Source organism: Streptomyces sp. NPDC102360 (assembly GCF_044766085.1).
Lineage (GTDB): Bacteria > Actinomycetota > Actinomycetes > Streptomycetales > Streptomycetaceae > Streptomyces.
The window spans coordinates 42,030-60,559 of the sequence record NZ_JBIWLG010000006.1 but is presented as its reverse complement, the minus strand read 5'-3'; the positions used below and the strand labels follow the sequence as shown (position 1 = coordinate 60,559).

21 protein-coding genes are annotated in these 18,530 nt (G+C 70.9%); 13 read left to right on the top strand and 8 right to left on the bottom strand.

Annotated features, from left to right (window positions below):
* Positions 1-9: 9 nt before the first annotated feature.
* Positions 10-897, bottom strand: a complete 888-nt coding sequence (locus ACIRHA_RS23645) for a neutral zinc metallopeptidase (RefSeq protein WP_403850091.1) — start codon at positions 895-897, stop codon at positions 10-12.
* Positions 898-1,120: 223 nt separating this feature from the next.
* On the opposite strand from ACIRHA_RS23645, the gene ACIRHA_RS23640 reads away from it, so the two are divergent.
* The 3 genes from ACIRHA_RS23640 to ACIRHA_RS23630 all read left to right on the top strand — a co-directional run bounded on the left by ACIRHA_RS23640 (position 1,121) and on the right by ACIRHA_RS23630 (position 4,232).
* Positions 1,121-2,719 carry an ABC-F family ATP-binding cassette domain-containing protein gene (locus ACIRHA_RS23640; protein WP_403849114.1) on the top strand — a complete coding sequence of 533 codons (1,599 nt, stop codon included), beginning with the start codon at positions 1,121-1,123 and terminating at the stop codon, positions 2,717-2,719.
* A 382-nt stretch (positions 2,720-3,101) separates the two neighbouring features.
* Positions 3,102-3,323, top strand: a complete 222-nt coding sequence (locus ACIRHA_RS23635; protein ID WP_009337982.1) for a helix-turn-helix domain-containing protein — start codon at positions 3,102-3,104, stop codon at positions 3,321-3,323.
* Between the two features lie 117 nt (positions 3,324-3,440).
* The gene (locus ACIRHA_RS23630; protein WP_403849111.1) at positions 3,441-4,232 is read left to right on the top strand and encodes an enoyl-CoA hydratase/isomerase family protein; all 792 of its coding nucleotides are present in this window, start codon (positions 3,441-3,443) and stop codon (positions 4,230-4,232) included.
* Positions 4,233-4,338: 106 nt separating this feature from the next.
* Here ACIRHA_RS23630 and ACIRHA_RS23625 read toward each other — a convergent pair whose 3' ends face one another.
* Positions 4,339-5,085 (bottom strand): nucleopolyhedrovirus P10 family protein, encoded by a 747-nt coding sequence (locus tag ACIRHA_RS23625; protein ID WP_403849109.1) that lies wholly within the window; start codon positions 5,083-5,085, stop codon positions 4,339-4,341.
* Between the two features lie 107 nt (positions 5,086-5,192).
* Here ACIRHA_RS23625 and ACIRHA_RS23620 point away from each other — a divergent pair, with 107 nt between their 5' ends.
* Genes ACIRHA_RS23620 through amaP form a run of 5 tightly spaced genes read left to right on the top strand, consistent with a single transcriptional unit; the run spans position 5,193 to position 7,477 of the window.
* Positions 5,193-5,663, top strand: a complete 471-nt coding sequence (locus ACIRHA_RS23620) for an Asp23/Gls24 family envelope stress response protein (RefSeq protein WP_403849106.1) — start codon at positions 5,193-5,195, stop codon at positions 5,661-5,663.
* A 43-nt stretch (positions 5,664-5,706) separates the two neighbouring features.
* A complete protein-coding gene (locus tag ACIRHA_RS23615) occupies positions 5,707-5,892 on the top strand; it encodes a hypothetical protein (RefSeq protein ID WP_266721070.1) in 186 nt (61 codons plus the stop codon).
* A 3-nt stretch (positions 5,893-5,895) separates the two neighbouring features.
* Positions 5,896-6,240, top strand: a complete 345-nt coding sequence (locus ACIRHA_RS23610) for an Asp23/Gls24 family envelope stress response protein (RefSeq protein ID WP_403849103.1) — start codon at positions 5,896-5,898, stop codon at positions 6,238-6,240.
* Positions 6,237-6,893 carry a DUF6286 domain-containing protein gene (locus ACIRHA_RS23605; protein WP_403849100.1) on the top strand — a complete coding sequence of 219 codons (657 nt, stop codon included), beginning with the start codon at positions 6,237-6,239 and terminating at the stop codon, positions 6,891-6,893. Before ACIRHA_RS23610 ends, ACIRHA_RS23605 begins: the two co-directional genes overlap by 4 nt.
* Positions 6,890-7,477 (top strand): alkaline shock response membrane anchor protein AmaP, encoded by a 588-nt coding sequence (gene amaP / locus ACIRHA_RS23600; RefSeq protein ID WP_403849097.1) that lies wholly within the window; start codon positions 6,890-6,892, stop codon positions 7,475-7,477. The genes ACIRHA_RS23605 and amaP overlap by 4 nt, the downstream gene beginning before the upstream one ends.
* Positions 7,478-7,493: 16 nt before the next feature.
* On the opposite strand, the gene ACIRHA_RS23595 is transcribed toward amaP, so the two are convergent.
* From ACIRHA_RS23595 to ACIRHA_RS23570, 6 genes are all read right to left on the bottom strand, one after another.
* Positions 7,494-8,249, bottom strand: coding sequence for an SDR family oxidoreductase (locus ACIRHA_RS23595; protein WP_403849094.1), 756 nt, complete (start codon positions 8,247-8,249; stop codon positions 7,494-7,496).
* A gap of 4 nt (positions 8,250-8,253) precedes the next feature.
* Complete coding sequence (locus ACIRHA_RS23590) at positions 8,254-10,065, bottom strand: glycoside hydrolase family 15 protein (RefSeq protein ID WP_403849091.1); 1,812 nt, start codon at positions 10,063-10,065, stop codon at positions 8,254-8,256.
* 81 nt (positions 10,066-10,146) lie between these two features.
* Positions 10,147-10,941, bottom strand: coding sequence for an SURF1 family protein (locus tag ACIRHA_RS23585; RefSeq protein WP_403849088.1), 795 nt, complete (start codon positions 10,939-10,941; stop codon positions 10,147-10,149).
* Between the two features lie 77 nt (positions 10,942-11,018).
* Positions 11,019-11,252: a hypothetical protein gene (locus ACIRHA_RS23580; RefSeq protein ID WP_266721084.1), complete on the bottom strand. Its 234-nt coding sequence runs from the start codon at positions 11,250-11,252 to the stop codon at positions 11,019-11,021.
* Between the two features lie 89 nt (positions 11,253-11,341).
* Positions 11,342-12,334 carry a DEDDh family exonuclease gene (locus ACIRHA_RS23575; protein WP_403849085.1) on the bottom strand — a complete coding sequence of 331 codons (993 nt, stop codon included), beginning with the start codon at positions 12,332-12,334 and terminating at the stop codon, positions 11,342-11,344.
* Positions 12,335-12,425: 91 nt separating this feature from the next.
* The gene (locus ACIRHA_RS23570) at positions 12,426-13,052 is read right to left on the bottom strand and encodes a TetR/AcrR family transcriptional regulator (RefSeq protein ID WP_403849082.1); all 627 of its coding nucleotides are present in this window, start codon (positions 13,050-13,052) and stop codon (positions 12,426-12,428) included.
* A 127-nt stretch (positions 13,053-13,179) separates the two neighbouring features.
* On the opposite strand from ACIRHA_RS23570, the gene ACIRHA_RS23565 reads away from it, so the two are divergent.
* From ACIRHA_RS23565 to ACIRHA_RS23545, 5 genes are all read left to right on the top strand, one after another.
* A complete protein-coding gene (locus tag ACIRHA_RS23565; protein WP_403849079.1) occupies positions 13,180-13,977 on the top strand; it encodes an acetoacetate decarboxylase family protein in 798 nt (265 codons plus the stop codon).
* Between the two features lies 1 nt (position 13,978).
* On the top strand, positions 13,979-14,863 hold the full coding sequence (locus ACIRHA_RS23560) for an SDR family NAD(P)-dependent oxidoreductase (protein ID WP_403849076.1): 885 nt from the start codon (positions 13,979-13,981) through the stop codon (positions 14,861-14,863).
* Between the two features lie 52 nt (positions 14,864-14,915).
* Entirely contained in the window at positions 14,916-16,217 is a 1,302-nt protein-coding gene (locus ACIRHA_RS23555; protein WP_403849073.1) for an amidohydrolase family protein, read from the top strand.
* The gene (locus tag ACIRHA_RS23550; protein ID WP_403849070.1) at positions 16,214-17,458 is read left to right on the top strand and encodes an amidohydrolase family protein; all 1,245 of its coding nucleotides are present in this window, start codon (positions 16,214-16,216) and stop codon (positions 17,456-17,458) included. The genes ACIRHA_RS23555 and ACIRHA_RS23550 overlap by 4 nt, the downstream gene beginning before the upstream one ends.
* Before the next feature lie 185 nt (positions 17,459-17,643).
* A complete protein-coding gene (locus tag ACIRHA_RS23545) occupies positions 17,644-18,528 on the top strand; it encodes a sterol desaturase family protein (protein ID WP_403849067.1) in 885 nt (294 codons plus the stop codon).
* The last annotated feature ends 2 nt before the right edge of the window (positions 18,529-18,530 follow it).

Genomic DNA, 18,530 nt, shown 5'->3' with positions numbered 1-18,530 from the left:
GGCCCGTGCTCACCGGAAGGTGTTGCACTGGGCCATGTCGCCGCTCTCGAAGCCCCGGTAGAACCACTGCTGGCGCTGCTGCGCCGAGCCGTGCGTCCAGGTCTCGGGCGTCACCCGGCCCTGGTACCGCTCCTGGATCCGGTCGTCGCCGACCGCCGCGGCGGCGTCCAGGCCGTCGCGGATGTCCGCGTCGGTCAGGCTCGTGATCAGCGGCCTGCCGGTGGACTCGGTGGGCGTGCGCGTCGCGTGCCGCGCCCATACGCCCCCGTAGCAGTCGGCCTGCAGCTCGACCTTCACCGCGTTGCTGTTCTCGCCCGTACGCCCGTCCTGGGAGCGGGTCAGGGTGCCCATCAGGTTCTGTACGTGGTGCCCGTACTCGTGCGCCACGACGTACGCCTGCGCGAAGGGCCCGCCGCTCGAACCGAACTTCGTGCGCAGCTCGTCGAAGAAGCCGAGGTCGAGATAGACCCGCCGGTCGCCGGGGCAGTAGAAGGGGCCGACCGAAGAGGTCGCCGAGCCGCACGCGGTGGCGACCTGGTTGGTGAAGAACACCGTCGATGCGGGCGTGTACGTGGCGCTCCTGCGCCCGAACTCCGCGCTCCAGAAATCCTGCACGCTGTTGACCACGGCGACCGTCCGGCAGTCCTGCCTGCTGTTCGCGTCCGAGCCCGTGCGGCACTGCTCCTGGACCTGCGCCTCGCTGGACATCTGCGCGGCCGGGGCGCCGGTGGTCCCGTCGGAGAGCCCGAACTGGTCCGTGCCGAAGAGCAGCCCGAGGACGAGCGCGATGACCCCCGCGAAACCGCCCCCCATGGCCGCTCTCCCGCCGGGAAGCCGGCTGCCGCGTACGTCCTGGACCTCTGAGGTGTCCAGACGCGCGTCGTCGTCGAACTGCATGCGCACCGCCTTCTCGCCGGTCATCGACCTCCTCATCCTGTTACGTCCCTGGTCAGCGGCGCCGGATCCGAGGGCCGAACGGGGGACGGGGCACGCCTGGGAAAAGCGTTTGCACGACACCGGTAAACTGGTTCGTATGACGTTCCTTCTCTGGGTGCATTAGCGGCGCTGATTGGCCCCCGCCCTGTCAACCAGCCGTTAATCCTGTCCTGGAGTACCTCCCTTGATCACCGCATCCGGCATCGAACTGCGCGCGGGCGCGCGCATGCTCATCGAGAACGCCAACTTCCGTATCGCCAAGGGCGACCGCATCGGCCTGGTCGGCCGCAACGGAGCGGGCAAGACGACCCTCACGAAGTGCCTGGCCGGTGAGGGCATCCCGGCCGGCGGCACCATCAGCCGCTCCGGCGAGGTCGGCTACCTCCCGCAGGACCCGCGCACCGGCGACCTCGACGTGCTGGCCCGCGACCGCATCCTGTCCGCCCGCGGCCTGGACACCCTGATCCGCAAGATGCGCGAGAACGAGCAGCGCATCGCGAACGGCTCGGGTGCCACGCAGGCCAAGGCCCTGCGGCAGTACGAGCGCCAGGAGACGGAGTTCCTGACCAAGGGCGGGTACGCCGCCGAGGCCGAGGCCGCCACCATCGCCGCCGCGCTGAACCTCCCCGACCGCGTGCTCGGCCAGCCCCTGCACACGCTCTCCGGTGGTCAGCGCCGTCGTATCGAACTGGCCCGCATCCTCTTCTCGGACGCGGACACCTTGCTCCTCGACGAGCCCACGAACCACCTGGACGCGGACTCGATCGCCTGGCTGCGCGACTACCTCAAGACGTACAGCGGCGGCTTCATCGTCATCTCCCACGATGTCGAGCTGATGGAGACGGTCGTCAACAAGGTCTTCTACCTGGACGCCAACCGTTCCCAGATCGACGTCTACAACATGGGCTGGAAGCTCTACCAGCAGCAGCGCGAGGACGACGAGAAGCGCCGCAAGCGCGAGCGGCAGAACGCCGAGAAGAAGGCCTCCACGCTGCACGCGCAGGCCGACAAGATGCGCGCCAAGGCCACCAAGACGGTCGCCGCGCAGAACATGGCCAAGCGCGCCGACAAGCTCCTCGCCGGGCTCGAAGAGGTCCGCCAGTCCGACAAGGTCGCCAAGCTGCGCTTCCCCGAGCCCTCGCCGTGCGGCAAGACGCCGCTCATGGCCGAGGGTCTGTCGAAGTCGTACGGCTCCCTGGAGATCTTCACGGACGTCGACCTGGCCATCGACAAGGGCTCGCGCGTCGTCATCCTCGGCCTCAACGGCGCGGGCAAGACGACGCTGCTCAAGCTCCTCGGCGGCGCAGAGAAGCCCGACACGGGGCAGGTCATCGAGGGCCACGGCCTCAAGCTCGGCTACTACGCGCAGGAGCACGAGACCCTCGACCCGGAGCGCACGGTCCTGGAGAACATGCGCTCCGCGGCCCCCGACCTCGACCTGATCCAGGTGCGCAAGACGCTCGGCTCGTTCCTGTTCTCCGGCGACGACGTCGACAAGCCGGCCGGGGTCCTCTCGGGCGGCGAGAAGACCCGCCTGGCGCTCGCCACGCTCGTCGTGTCGTCGGCGAACGTGCTGCTCCTCGACGAGCCCACGAACAACCTCGACCCGGCCAGCCGCGAGGAGATCCTCGGCGCGCTGCGCACGTACAAGGGCGCCGTCGTCCTCGTCACGCACGACGAGGGCGCGGTGGACGCCCTGCAGCCGGAGCGGATCATTCTGCTTCCGGACGGAATCGAGGACCTGTGGGGCCAGACATACGCGGATCTCGTGGCGCTCGCATGAGCCACTCGATGAGCCACTGGGTGATCGACTCGGTGGTCACCGGCTGATCCACTGAATGATCCACTCCGTCTGGATCATTCGGCCGATCCGTGATCCTTCATCTGGGTGAGATCGCCTCGTACCCAGGTGTGTCGTGCATGGAATTCCGGGCCGCGTCGTGCATGGCGCCCTTGCAGCGCCTGGGCCGTGGCTGACCTGCCACTTCTGTCGTGGGGGCCCTTTTCGGGGCCGTGAAACCCCGCCGGAATTCCAGATTCCACTCGTGTGGATCCCCGTCGTACCCGGAATTGGGGATCCATGGACCTTGCCGAATGGGTGGCCAGGAAGCCCGCAAGGGGTGATCATGGGAAATCCAGAGCGCACTTCCCACGAGGAGGCACGGGTGGCCGAGACTCTGAAGAAGGGCAGCCGGGTAACCGGCGCCGCGCGCGACAAGCTCGCGGCAGACCTGAAGAAAAAGTACGACTCCGGTGCGAGCATTCGGGCATTGGCCGAGGAAACCGGCCGCTCGTATGGCTTCGTGCATCGGATGCTGAGCGAATCCGGGGTCACGCTGCGGGGACGCGGCGGGGCCACGCGAGGCAAAAAGGCCACGTCGGCCTGACCCTCGTCGGGCTCGTCCGGCTCACTGGCTCCAACTGACCACCCGGTCGGTCCGCTGTCCGGCCGGGTGGTTACTGTGCAGTCACTTACGTACGGCTGCGCAGACCCGGAGGCCCAGATGAACCTGCCCGCACCGCTGCTCGACAAGGACGGCGTCCGGCTCACCGTCGACGATGCGATCGCCACGGTCAGTCTGACCAACCCGGACAAGCGCAACGTCCAGAGTCCCGCTCTGTGGCGGGCGTTGGGCGAGGCCGGGCGTGCCCTGCCGGGGTCCGTGCGGGTCGTCGTGGTGCGCGGTGAGGGCAAGTCCTTCTCCGCGGGCCTCGACCGGCAGGCCTTCACGCCCGAGGGCTTCGACGGTGAGCCGTCCTTCCTCGACCTGGCGCGCGGCGACGACCACGTCCTCGACGCGACGATCGCCGAGTACCAGGACGGGTTCACGTGGCTGCGGCGCAGCGACATCCTGTCGGTCGCCGCGGTGCAGGGGCATGCCATCGGAGCCGGGTTCCAGCTCGCCCTCTCCTGCGATCTGCGCGCCGTCGCCGACGACGTGCAGTTCTCCATGCGCGAGACCAGTCTCGGCCTGGTGCCTGACCTGACGGGTACGCATCCGCTCGTCTCGCTGGTCGGTTACGCGCGCGCCCTCGAAATCTGCGTCACCGGGCGCTACGTCCACGCCGACGAGGCGGTACGCAGCGGCCTGGCCAACGTGTCCGTCCCCGCGGGTGAGCTCGCGGACGCGACCCAGGACCTGGTCGCGGCCCTCATGGCCGCGCCCCGCGACGCCGTGATCGAGACGAAGGCCCTGCTCCAGGGAGCGGCCGACCGCACCCTCGACGCCCAGCGCACCGCGGAACGAGCAGCCCAGTCCCGCCGCCTCCGCGACCTGGCCGGCCTGGGCGACTAGACACCACTCCAGCCCGTCCGGCGCTTCATTCCAGCCCGTCCGGCGATTGAGGACAGGGGGTCTGGGGGCGTAGCCCCCAGGGACGGGAAGGGGCGGCGGGGGCGACCTACGTGGCGATCTCCGTGACCAGCACCGCGACGGTGGGCCCGTCCGGCAGGGCCGTGGCCACGGCTCTGCGGACCGCCCCGGTCACCTCGATGGGCCGAACGCCCGCGGACACCGCCACCTCCACACGCACATGCCGCCGCGCCGGCGCCACCTCACCGGACGCCTGCTCCTCGATGTGGATCGCCCGACCCAGACCACCGAGCGCCCCGGTCAACCGCGCCACCCCCGGCACCCCGAGCGCGGCCTCCGCGGCCCGCCCCACGTCCCCGGAGGAAGCGGCCGACTTCGAGGCGTCGGGTCCCGGATCATCGGCGGAACCGGTATCCACATCCCCGTCCGCCACCTGATCGGCCTCATCGAGCAGCGTCGTGACCTGGAGGTCGACCTCCGCCACCACCAGGCCGACCCACTCCGCCGCCCCCGCGAGCGCCTCCCTCAGCCGATCGGCGGCAACCGGCAACGGTTCGTCCGCCGTCGCCGCACACTCCGCCGTGAGCCGCAACGCCCCCGGTGGCAGCGCGCTCGGCGGGGCCTGCACCGCGGGCTCCGCCGCCGTGTCGGGGTCGGCGAGACCGAGCCGCAGCGCACCGAGACGTACGCCGCGCAGCCCTTGAACCGCACGGCGCAGCGCCTGCGCCGCCGCCGGTTCCGTGAGCCACGCGCCGTCCTGCGCACCGCCGAGCGGCAGCAGTCGGCCGAGCCCCAGCTGCGTACGCACTGCCTCTGTCCATCGATCACCCGTCATTGCCCCAGGCTGCCCCATACCGAGCGCGCCTTCCGGTAACTGGACCTAATGTGGGCAAAAGAAAGCAGCACTTCACCGAGATCCCACCTCACCGAGGGGACGGCCCGATGAGTGACACCGCGCAGAAGCCGGGCGAGACGCCCGGTTCGGCCGCAGCCAAGACCAATGTGACCAAGCGGGGCGGCGGCGACCCCGCCGCCCGGGGGCGGACGACCATCGCCGACGGCGTCGTCGAGAAGATCGCGGGCCTCGCGGCACGCGACGTCGACGGCGTCCATGCCATGGGCAGCGGCATCTCCCGCACGTTCGGCGCGGTGCGCGACCGGGTCCCCGGCGGCGCCAAGTCCGTGTCGCGCGGGGTGAAGGCAGAGGTCGGCGAGGTACAGACGGCGCTCGATCTGGAGATCGTCGTCGAGTACGGCGTGTCGATCGCGGACACCGCGCGCGCCGTCAGGGAGAACGTGATCGTCGCCGTCGAGCGCATGACCGGGCTCGAGGTCGTCGAGGTCAACATCGCCGTCAGCGACGTGAAGCTGCCGGACGAGGAGGACGAAGAGCCGGAGTCACGGCTCCAATGACATCCGCCGGCGTAGCTACGGGCTTCCCTAGGAGGAGCGCACGATGAATCTGGCCGTGGTCGGCATGATCGCCGGCATGGCCCTCGGATTCGCCGGATACTTCGGCGGCTTCGGGGCCTTCCTGCTGGTGGCGGCGCTCGGCGCCATCGGTTTCGTCGCGGGCCGGTTCCTGGAAGGGGACCTGGAAGTCGGCGAGTTCTTCCGTTCGCGCGGCGATCGGCGGGGGTGACCGATGGCGGCACAGGTCGCGCCGGCCGAGCGCGGCGCGACCCGGATCGCCGACCGGGTCGTCGCGAAGATCGCCGCGCACGCGGCACGAGAGGCACTCGACCGGATCCCCGAGGACGGGGCGGCGCCCAACGCCACGGTCACCGTACGGCAGGACAGTGCGCGGGTCCGGATCAGTCTTGAGCTGGAGTATCCGACGGACATCGGCCGCCAGTGCGGTGCCGTGCGTCGTCAAGTGTCGCAGCGGGTAAGGGAGTTGGCGGGAATGGAAGTGCCCGAGGTGGCCGTGCAGGTCGAGCGGCTGCACTCGGCGCACACCCGTGGGACGGACCGGGGGAGGATCCGATGAGCGAACCCACCCGGCCGATTCCGGTGGTCGAGCGGGACGGGAGCAGCGAGCTCGACCAGTCGGCGTCCGCCGCCTCGTACGAGCCGCATCCCACGCTGGAGAGCGAGCCGAAGGCGAGCCGTTTCTGGTCGGGGCGGCGCGTCCCGGCGGCGCTCGTGGCCCTGGTGATCCTGGCCGCCGCCGGGCTGCTGCTCTACGACGTGGCCGCGGTGCGGGCGGGGCGCGAGTCCATGCAGTGGCGGCAGACGCTCGCGGACGAGCTCTCCACACGGACCCTCGACGACACCGCCGTCCTCATCGGCGCGGGCGTCGCGGCCGCGCTCGGCCTGTGGCTGATCGTGCTGGCGGCGACGCCGGGGCTGCGTGCCCTGCTGCCGATGCGCCGCACGCACTCCGAGGTCCGCGCGGTGCTGCACCGGGACGCCGCGGCGATGGTGCTGCGCGACCGGGCCATGGAGGTGTCGGGCGTGCAGTCCGTACGCGTCCGTATGAAGCGCTCCAAGGTGGACGTGCGGGCGCTCTCGCACTTCCGTGAACTCGACGACGTACGGACCGACTTGGACGCCACGCTCGGTGACGGGATCAAGCAGCTGGGGCTCGGCAAGGCGCCGGGCCTGTCCGTGCGTGTCGCACGGCCGGGGAAGAAGGGATGAGCGGCGTGCTCAGGACCGTCAACCGGATCGTGCTAGGCCTGCTGGGGCTCGTCCTCGTACTCGGCGGCGGCTCGGTGCTCGCCGTCGGGCTCGGGGTGAAGGCGCCGTCGTGGTGGATCCACGACGGCCCGGACGACGTGCTGGTCAGCGATGCCGACCGGGCGCGCTGGCACGACGAGGGCTGGTTCTGGCCCACCGTGATCGCCGTGCTCGGCGTCGTCGTGCTGTTCGCCCTGTGGTGGCTGGTGGCCCAGCTGCGGCGCCGCAGGCTCGCCGAGGTGCTGGTCGACAGCGGCGACGGCGAAGGGGCGCTGCTGCGGGGCCGGGCCCTGGAGAACGTCCTCGCGAGCGGCGCGGAGTCCCTGGACGGGGTCGACCGGGCCGGCGTGCGGCTGACCGGCCGCCGCTCCACCCCGCAGGCGCGCGCGACCCTCACCCTGGAGCCGCACGCGGTTCCCGGCGAGGCGCTGCGACTGCTGAGCGAGGACTCCCTGAGGCAGGCGAGGGACTCGGCGGGCCTGGCGGAACTCCCGACGGAGGTCCGCCTGCGCGCGGTCAAGCACAGGGCGGAACGGGTGAGCTGAGCACTCACCCGGCCCCTCAGAACCCGTGCCGGAAGCCCCCGTCCACCGGCAGCATCACGCCGGTGAGGTAGGACGCGGCGGGTGACAGGAAGAACGCCGCCGCCCGCCCGAACTCCTGAGGAGTCCCGTACCGCCGCAGCGGGATCCGGGACTCCTGCGCCGTCCGGGCCGCCTCCGGATCCGCCGCCAGACCGTCCAGCTCGCGCACCCGGTCCGTGTCGATCCGCGCGGGCAGCAGCCCCACGACACGAATGCCGCGCGGCCCCAGCTCGTCCGCGAGGGACTTGGCGAAACCGGCGAGCCCGGGCCGCAGCCCGTTCGAGATGGTCAGGCCGGGGATCGGCTCGTGCACGGAGCCGGAGAGCACGAACCCGATGACGCCGCCCTCCTCCAGCTGCGCCGCGGCCGCCCGGGCGAGCCGCACCGCCCCGAGGAACACGGACTCGAACGCGGCCGTCCACTGCTCGTCCGTGTTGTCGGCGACGAAGCCGGGCGGGGGCCCGCCGACGCTCACCAGGATCCCGTCGAAGGAGCCGAACTGCTCGCGGGCCGCCCCGATGAGGTGCTCGGCGACGTCCGGGTCGGAGTTGTCGGCGGCGACGCCGAACGCGTTCGGGCCGAGTGCGGCCGCCGCCTCCTTGGCCTTCTGCTCGTCGCGCCCGCTGATGACGACCTTCGCGCCGTCGGCGACCAGCTCGCGCGCGGCCGCGTTGCCGAGGCCCCGCGTCGCGCCGGTGACTACGTACACACGGTCCTTCAGTCCAAGATCCATGGCCCTATCCTCCCTCTCCCTCGGACGGCGCGGCGAACAGGGTCAGCGCCGTGCCCACGAGGCCGATGTGGCTGAACGCCTGCGGGAAGTTGCCGAGCAGGCGGCCCGCCACGGGGTCGTACTCCTCGGCGAGCAGCCCCACGTCGTTGCGCAGCGCCACGAGCCGTTCGAACAGCTCGCGCGCCTCCTTCGTGCGCCCCGTCATGTGCAGCGCGTCCGCGAGCCAGAACGAGCAGACAAGGAACGTGCCCTCCTGGCCGGGCAGCCCGTCCACGACGGTCTCGTCGGTGCTGTAGCGGCGCAGGAAGCCCTGGTGCGTCAGCTCGTCGCGGACCGCGTCGACCGTGCCGATCACGCGCGGGTCGTCGGGTGGCAGAAAGCCGACGCGGGGCAGGAGCAGGAGCGAGGCGTCGAGTGCGGACGAGCCGTAGAACTGGGTGAACGTGCCGCGCTCGGCGTCGAAGCCGCGCTCGCACACCTCCCGGTGGACGGCGTCGCGCAGCTTGCGCAGCCGGTCGATGTCGCCGGGCAGCTCCGGGTCGTCCTCCATGGAGCGCACGGTGCGGTCGGCGGCGACCCACACCATCACCTTCGAGTGCACGAAGTGCCGGCGCGGACCGCGAACCTCCCACAGTCCTTCGTCGGGCTCGCGCCACGCCTCCTCCAGGAAGTCGAGCAGCGCCAACTGCAGCCGCCAGGCGTGCGGTTGGGCTTTCAGGCCCTCGCGGCGGGCGAGCGCGAGGGAGTCGACGACCTCGCCGTACACGTCCAGCTGGAGCTGGTGGGCGGCGTCGTTGCCCGCGCGCACGGGGCGGGAGTCGCGGTAGCCGCTCAGCCAGCCGAGCTCCTGCTCGGGCAGGCGCCGCTCGCCCGCGAGGCCGTACATGATCTGCAGTTCGGCCGGATCGCCCGCGGCGGCCCGCAGCAGCCAGTCGCGCCAGGCCTCGGCCTCGTCGAGATAGCCGGCGGAGAGCAGCGCGCCGAGCGTCAGGGTCGAATCGCGCAGCCAGCAGTACCGGTAGTCCCAGTTCCGTACGCCGCCGATCTCCTCGGGGAGCGAGGAGGTGGGGGCGGCCACGATGCCGCCGGTCGGCGCGAAGATCAGGGCCTTCAGCGTGAGGAGGGAGCGGAGCACGGCCTCCCGGTGCGGCCCCTGGTAGCGGCAGCGGTCCGCCCACGCCTGCCAGTCCTCCAGGCTGTGCCGCAGCGACTCGTGCGGGTCGATCAGCGGCGGGCGCTTCTCGTGCGAGGGATGCCAGGTCAGGACGAAGGCGACGGTCTCCCCGGCCTCGACCGTGAACTCCGAGTGGGTGCCGAAGTCCTCGCCCCACGTGTGGACGTCCGGTTCGCTGCGCAGCCATGCCGAGTCCGGTCCTGCGACAGCGACCCGGTGCCCGTCGGAGCGGCGCATCCACGGCACGACGGAGCCGTAGTCGAAGCGCAGACGCAGCGTGCCGCGCAGGGTGACGCGTCCGCTGAGGCCCTCGACGATGCGGACGACGTCCGGGGCCTCGTCGCGCTGCGGCATGAAGTCGGTGACGCGGACGCTGCCGTCCGGCGTCTCCCACTCGGTGTCGAGCACGAGGGAGCCGGGGCGGTACGCACGCGTGGTGCGGTGTCCGGCGGTTCCGGCCCCTTCGGGGGCTTTGGGGGCGAGCCGCCAGTGACCGTTCTCCTCGCCGCCGAGCAGCGCGGCGAAACAGGCGGGGGAGTCGAAGCGGGGCAGGCACAGCCAGTCGATCGACCCGTCCCTGCCGACGAGCGCGGCGGTCTGGTGGTCACCGATGAGGGCGTAATCCTCGATATGTGGGCGCACACGGCATGGGTTCCCCGTGAGGGGCGAGGTGCTGCATGTGAATTTCTGCCGCGCCCGGTGGGCCCGGTGGGGCGGCGTCGGTCAGCCGACGGCGGCCGGCGCCTCGGCCTCGGCCGTGGACGTCTCTTCCTTACGGCGCCGCTCCCGCAGCTCGCGACGCACCAGCACCACCCAGCCCACGGGGACCGCGGCGGCGAACAGCCACCACTGGATCGCGTACGCGTAGTTCAGCGCGGAGTCCTCCTTGCCAGGGGCTCCGACCAGTTCGGGGGTGGAGCCCTTCGGCTCGGGCGCGATCTGGGCGACGTAGCCGCCGAGTACCGTCTTGCCGAGGCGCTCGGCCTCCTGCTTGCTGTTGATCAGCATGACCTGCCGGTCGGGCAGGTCCTTGAGGTCCTTGATACCGCTGGCCTCGGTCGTCTCGTTGGGCATCAGACGGCCGGTGACCGTGGTCTCGCCGCGCGGCGGGGCGGGGACCTTCGGGAAGGAGGTCTGTGCTCCGTTCGCCGGGATCCAGCCGCGGTTGACCAGCAGGACCTTGCCGTCCTTCAGGACGAACGGGGTCAGGACGTGATAGCCGACCTCTTCGTTGGTGTTGACGCGGCGCCGCACCACGACCTCGTCGGCGGTGTCGAAGCGGCCCTTCGCGACCACCGAGCGGTACCGCTCGTCGCTGGTGACGGTGTGGTCGACGGACGCCAGGTCCTCCACGGGGACGGGCTTCGCGTTGAGCGCGTCGGTGACCAGCTGGTTCCTGGCGTCGCGCTCGTGGTAGCGGTCCATCTGCCAGATGCCCAGCCGGATCATCGTGGGGATGAGGACGAGGGCGACCAGGGTGAGGATCACCCACTGCCGGGTCAACAGGAAGCGGTACACCCCATGACCGTACAGCGGCGGGCATGGGGTGCTTTCAGTGGGGTGCGCCCGATTGTGGCGGGCGTGTGCCGAAGGGTTCAGACGTTGTCGACGATGCCCACCTTCCCCTCCGCGCGGGAGCAGTGCGCCCCGCAGAACCAGTGCCCGTCGACCTCGACGCCCTGCCCGATGATGCGGCACCGGCAGTGCTCGCAGATCGGCGCCATGCGGTGGATGGCGCAGCTGAAGCAGTCGAAGACGTGGACTGCTCCCTGGGCATGGACCTCAAAGGACATGCCGTAGTCGTTTCCGCAGACTTCACAACGTGCCATGCGCCACAGGGTGGGTGCCCGAAGCGGCGCCGGGCGAGCGGTCGCGGGGCGAGTCGCCCCGCGTTCACCCGTCTGCCAGGGGCGGTGCCCTACGCGCCGTCCGCCGGTGTGACGTCCTGCAACAGCTGTCCGAACGCCGCCTCGTCCATGACCGGCGTCCCGAACTGCTTCGCCTTCACGACCTTCGAGGTGTACGAGTCCGGGTCATTGGTCACGAGGAGGCTGGTGAGCCGGGACAGGCTCGTCGCGACATGGAGGCCCGCCTCGACGGCCCGGTCCTCCAGGAGTTCGCGGTCGACCGAGGTGTCCCCGGAGAACGCCACCCGCATGCCCTGCTTGAGCTGCTTGCCCGGCTCGTAGCGGCCCGGGTTCGGGTACGGGCAGCTGGGGCGCTTGCGCGAGGCGCGCCAGGTGCCCCCGCCGCCTCCGCCTCCCCGGTAGGAGGAGGATCCGGGCTGACGCGGCACCGACCCCTCCGACCACTCGGTGAGCGGGCGGCATTCGAGCAGTGGCAGCCGTACGTTCCCCGCCGCGGCCGTGCGCAGGCTCGGGCGGAACGCCTCCGCGAGCACGCGCGCGTCGTCGAGCGCGTTGTGCGCGTGCTCCTGTATGACGCCGAAGTGCGCCGCGAGGGATTCGAGCTTGTGGTTGGGCAGCGGCAGGCCCAGTTCCTTGGAGAGCGCGATGGTGCACAGGCGCTGGCGGACCGGGGCGGTGCGCTGGGCGCGCGCGTACTCGCGGGCGATCATCGACCAGTCGAAGACCGCGTTGTGCGCGACCAGGACGCGGTCGTCGAGGCGGGCGGCGAACTCCTCGGCGATGTCCGGGAACAGCGGCGCCGCCGTGAGCACGTCGGCCGTCAGGCCGTGGATCCACACGGGTCCTGGGTCGCGCTGCGGGTTGACCAGCGTGTACCAGTGATCCTCGACATCGCCCCGCGCGTCCAGGCGGTAGACGGCGGCGGAGATGATCCGGTCGTCCCGGGACAGGCCGGTGGTCTCCACGTCGACGACCGCGTATCCCTTCGGATACGCGGCCGGCCAGGAGGCTGCGGACGCTGCGGTCGGATGGTCTTCGAGCATGGTCCCAGAGGATACGGGCCGGGACTGACACTCCGGTCGCCGCCTTCCCCACAAGCCGTGTCACGGATCACGTGCGGCTCAAGTGGGTGGCTCAAGTGGGCGGGTCCAGGAGCGACTTCACCAGGGCGCGTACGGATGTGGTGAAGATCCGCTCCGGATCGGCGGGTGCGGCGAGCGCGCGGGCCAGCACCCGGTCCTCCTCCGCCGTGCCCGCGCCCCAGAGTTCCTCCTCGCGCGGGTGCTGGGCCGGGGCCCGCTCCCGGTTCCGCTCGACGAGGACGTGGCCGACGACCTGGAAGAGGACCGCCCGTACGGCGTCCGCGGCGCGCGTCCCGCGCAGTCCCGCGGCATGCACCTCGTGCACCAGGGCCTGCTGTGCGGGCAGGAACATCCGCTCGGTGAGGCCGCGTTCATGGACCATCGCGATCAGATGCGGGTGGGCGCGCAGCCGGCGGCGCAGCGTGCGGGCGACGGACAGGACGCGGTCCTGTGGTGTGGCCCCGCGTGGCCGGAAGCCGCCGAGGTCGGCGACGGTGCGTTCCACGAGGGCGTCGAGCAGCGACTCGCGGTTGCCGACGTGCCAGTAGATCGACGTGACGGCCGTGCCCAGTTCGGCCGCGAGCTTTCGCATGGTCAGCGCCTGCGGGCCGTGCTGCTTGACGAGGTCGGCGGCGACGGCGACGACCTCCTCGCGGGTGAGCGGTGCGCGTGCCGTCACTTTCCACCTCCCCGTCCCTGTCCCGTGCGTATGTCTTTACCCTTCATCGCCGCCGGTGTAACTGTGTTACAGGCACCGGCACCTCGCGAACGACCCCCATCACGTCTCGTACGAAGGGTGGTACGACATGGCACGCGTACGGTACGGAGCGCGCAGTGAGGCGGAGATCGCCGCTTCGCGCTCGGCGAGCAGCAAGCTTCCCGACATCTGGTCCACCGGTGTGGTGGCCGTGTGGGAATCCGATCCGGACGCGGTGGCCGCGGTGCTGCCGCCGCCGCTGAAGCCCACCGGGCGGCCCCTGGTGCGGGCCAACATCAGCAAGGTCGACCTGCCGGGCTATCCGCTGGGTGCGGGCTCGGTGGCCGTCGCCGCCGAGCACGGGGGAGTGCAGGGCTGGTATCCGCTCGTCATGCCGATGACGCACGAGCGGGCGCTGATCGGCGGGCGCGAGGTCTTCGGCGAACCGAAGAAGCTCGGCGAGGTCACGGTGGAGCGCGAAGGGCTCGTCGTGACCGCGGCGCTCGCGCGGCACGGCATCGCCTTCGTGGAGGTGCGCGGCGCGATCAGCGGCGACCTGCCGCTCCCCGAGCCCTCGCAGAAGACGGACTTCTACTTCAAGTTCCTTCCAGGGGTGGACGGTTCGGGCTTCGACGCGGAGCCGGTCCTGGTGCACTGCCTGCGCAACGAGAAGGTCAGGAAGCTGGAGCGGATCACCGGGGACGTCGTCCTGCGGGAGTCCATGTACGACCCGGTGGCCGACCTTCCGGTGCGGTCCCTGGTGGAGCTCACCATCGGCGAGAAGACCACCGACCAGAAGGGCAAGGTCGTCGAGCGGGTCAGCGCCGAGGCCCTGCTGCCGTACATCCATCAGCGCTACGACGACCCGCAGCAGATCCACGACGGCCCGCCCGAGGGGAGCGCCTGACATGGAGTTGCGAGAGGGACAGGTCGCCGTCGTCACGGGCGCGGCGAGCGGGATCGGGCTCGCCATGGCGCGGCGGTTCGCGGCGGACGGCCTGAAGGTGGTCCTCGCCGACGTCGAGAAGGGGGCGCTGGAGAGCGTCGCCGAGGAACTGCGGCGCACCGGCGCGACCGTGCACGCGCGCGTGGTCGACGTCGGCGAGCGCGAGCAGGTCATGGACCTGGCCGCGGACACGTACGCGACGTTCGGCGCCTGCCACGTGCTGTGCAACAACGCGGGTGTCGGCTCGGGTGCCGAGGGCCGCATGTGGCAGCACGAACCGAACGACTGGAAGTGGGCGTTCAACGTCAACGTGTGGGGTGTCTTCCACGGCATCCAGGCCTTCGTACCGCGCATGATCGAGGGCGGCGAGCCCGGCCACATCGTCAACACGTCCTCCGGGGACGGCGGCATCGCGCCGCTGCCGACGGCGTCCGTGTACGCGGTGACGAAGGCGGCCGTCGTGACCATGACCGAGTCGCTGTACGCGCACCTGAAGGCTGAGCACGCACGCGTGGGCGCGTCCGTGCTGTTCCCCGGCCCCCACATGCTGCGTACAGGCCTGTGGGAGTCGCACCGCAACCGGCCCGACCGGTTCGCGAAGGAGCGTCCTCGTAAGACGCCGTACCGCAGCCTCGACCAGTGGGAGGCCGCCATGAAGGAGGCCGGGAACGAGGTCGCGTTCACGCCCGTGGAGGAGGTCGCCGACTTCGTCGCGGAGGGCATCGCGGCGGACCGGTTCTGGCTGCTCCCCGACAGCGAGCACAGCGACAAGCAGATCCGGGCGCGGTCGCGGTCGATGCTGGACCGGGCGAATCCGGCGTATCTGGAGAGCTTCATTCTCGACTGAGCCCGAGTGACCTTCCCTTCCCGAGTGACCTTCCCTTAAGGAGGGACGCACGATGAGCAATCAGGACAACCAGGACCCCTATCTGATCATCTCCTCCGACTGCCACGCCGGGCTGCCCACCGAGGAGTACCGGCCCTACCTGGACAGTCGTTTCCACCGCGACTTCGACGAGTTCCTCGGCGAGCGGGACAAGCGCCGTGAGGAGGCGACCCGGCTCGGCATCCGCAACGACGCGTTCGCCGCCAAGTGGTTCGAGGACAACGAAGAGGGTCTGCGCGGCGGCTGGGACAGCGCACAGCGCCTCAAGGAGCTCGACGGCGACGGGGTGGCCGCCGAGGTCGTCTTCCCCGACGCGGACGCCGTGGACAGCCAGACGGCGGCGCCCTTCGGCGTCGGCCTCGGCCTCTCCGGCGACCAGGACCCCGAGCTCGGCATGGCGGGCGCGCAGGCCCACAACCGCTGGCTCGCCGAGTTCGTCGGGCAGAACCCCGAACGGCACTGCGGCGTCGCCCTGTTGCCCATCACGGCCGATCCCGACAAGGTCGTCGCCGAGGTGCACCGCGCCAAGGAGTCCGGGCTCGGCGCCCTGATGATCCCCGCCATGTGGGTCGACAAGGAGCCGTACCACTCCCGGCGCTACGACCCCGTGTGGGCGGCGGCGGCCGAGTGCGAGATGCCGATCGTGACGCACTCGGGGGCCGCTCCGCGCCACGAGTACGGCGACCATCTGGGCATCTACGTAAGCGAAGTGACGTGGTGGCCGTCCCGCCCGCTGGCGTTCCTGCTCTGGTCGGGCGTCTTCGAGCGGCATCCGGGGCTGAAGTTCGGCGTCGCCGAGTCGGGCTGCTGGTGGCTGCCGAACCTCCTGTGGTTCATGGACCGCCTCTACCTGGGCGCGCACGGCGGCAAGAAGCTGTCACCGTTCGCCGAGCTGAAGCGCTCCCCGGCGGAGTACCTGGACCGGCAGGTCTTCGTCTGCGCCACCAACACCAAGCGCCGCGAGCTCGCCCAGCGCTACGAGATCGGCGTCGACAACATCCTGTGGGGCAGCGACTTCCCGCACCCCGAAGGGACCTGGCCCGACACGCGCGCGTGGTTGAAGAAGACCTTCCACGACATCCCCGTCTCCGAGACCCGGCGGATGCTCGGCCTGTCCGCCGCCGAGGTCTTCGGCTTCGACACCGCCGAGCTGGCGCCGCTCGCGGCCCGTATCGGCCCGACCCCGGCCGACCTCGGCCAGTCCGTCGACGAGGCAGCCCAGAGCGCCGTGGAGGCGTCCTGGGCGCGCTCGCGCGAGGTGGGCAGGCACTGGCTGACCGAGCACGACTTCCCGAACATCGGGGTGACCCCATGACTGCCGCAGCTTCTTCCGAAGACCGGTACACCGTCATCTCGGCGGACTGCCACGCGGGCGCCGATCTCCTCGACTACAAGCCGTACTTGGAGGCGCGGCACCACGACGCGTTCGACGCGTGGGCGGCCGGCTACGTGAACCCGTACGCGGACCTGCTCGCCGACACCGCCGACCGGAACTGGAACTCCGAGAGGCGTGTCGAGGAGCTGGAGCGGGACGGGATCGTCGCCGAGGTCGTCTTCCCGAACACCATCCCGCCGTTCTTCCCGTCCGCCTCGCTCATGGCGCCCGCGCCCACCCGCGAGGAGTTCGAGCAGCGCTGGGCCGGTCTGCGCGCCCACAACCGGTGGCTGGCGGACTTCTGCGCCGCCGCCCCGGGCCGCAGGGCGGGCGTCTTCCAGATCCTCCTCAACGACGTCGACGAAGCCGTCAAGGAGATCCGCTGGGCGGCCGAAGCGGGCCTCCAGGGCGGCCTGTTGCTGCCCGGCACACCGCCCGGCTCGGGCCTGCCGGAGCTCTACTCGTCGACGTACGACCCGATCTGGCGGACCTGCGCCGAGCTCGGCGTCCCGGTCAACCACCACGCGGGTTCGGCGTCCCCGCCGCTCGGCGAGGAACCGGCCGCCCGCGCGGTCTTCATGGTCGAGACGACGTGGTTCTCGCACCGTGCCCTGTGGCACCTCGTCTTCGGCGGCGCGTTCCGTAAGCACCCCGACCTGAGGCTCGTCCTCACGGAGCAGGGTTCCGGGTGGATCCCCGGGGTGCTCGACATGCTGGACTACTACCACGCGCGCCTGGTGAAGGCCGCCACGCGCGCGAACACCGCGGAGTCCAAGTTCGGTGCGGGTCTCGCCGATTCGATGGGCAAGGGCCCCTCTACCGTGTGGCGCGAGAACTGCTACGTAGGCGCGAGTTTCATGCGGCCCCACGAAGTGCCCCTGCGGGACCGGATCGGCCTCGACAAGATCATGTGGGGCAGCGACTATCCGCACGACGAGGGCACGCACCCGTACACGCGCGAGGGCCTGCGCATCGCCTACGCGGGGCTCCCGAAGGACGAGATCGCCGCGATGGTCGGCGGCAACGCGGCCCGGGTCTACGGGTTCGACCTCGGCCTCCTCGACCCCATCGCGGCCCGCGTGGGCCCCACGGTCGCGGAGATCGACGAACCGCTCAAGGAGCCGCCCGCGGACGCGACGAGCCCGGTGTTCGCACCAGGGGCGTCGGTACGCGTGTGGTGACGCGCCCGGTGGCACGCTCACCGCGTGACGGAACCCGGAGCGCAACCCACCCATGACGAGTCCCACGGCGGCGCGCTCGGCTCGCGGCTCGACTGGCCGCGCGCCGCCGTGTTGGGTTACCGGGGGTATTACTTGTCGGTAACTGCCTCTAGCCGGGGTCCGTGTCCGGCGCTTACGGTGCAGACATGCCGACCCCGAACCTGCCCGATGCCGTGCTGTGGTCGATCCCCGCCTTCGTGCTGCTCACGGTCGTCGAGATCGTCAGTGTGCGCATCCACCCCGATGAGGATGCCGCCGGCTACGAGACCAAGGACGCGGCGACCAGCGTCACCATGGGGCTCGGAAGCCTGGTCTTCGACCTCCTGTGGAAGATCCCGATCGTCGCGATCTACACGGCGGTCTACGAACTGACACCGCTGCGCGTGCCCGTCCTGTGGTGGACGATCCCGCTGATGCTGCTCGGCCAGGACTTCTTCTACTACTGGTCGCACCGTGGGCACCACGTGATCCGCATCCTGTGGGCGTGTCACGTGGTGCACCACTCCAGTCGCAGGTTCAACCTCACCACGGCGCTCCGGCAGCCCTGGACGAGCCTGACCGTGTGGCCGTTCTACCTGCCGCTCATCGCGCTTGGCGTGCACCCGGCGGCGCTCGCGTTCTGCTCGTCGGTCAACCTCGTGTACCAGTTCTGGATCCACACCGAGCGCATCGACAAGATGTGGCGGCCCTTCGAGTTCGTCTTCAACACTCCCTCCCACCACCGCGTCCACCACGCCTCCCAAGGCGGCTACCTCGACCGGAACTTCGGCGGGATCCTCATCCTCTGGGACCGGATCTTCGGGTCGTGGGTGGCGGAGGTCGAGCGCCCCGAGTTCGGGCTCACCAAGAACATCAGCACGTACAACCCGCTGCGCGTCGCCACCCACGAGTACGCGGCCATCGCCAAGGACCTGCGGGCCGCCGCCGGTTGGCGCGAGCGGGCCGGGAGGGTCTTCCGGGGGCCGGGGTGGCAGCCGGAGCCCACCGGCGCCCCGAACGCCCCGCAGAAGGTCACCGAGGGCGCCGCGTGAGG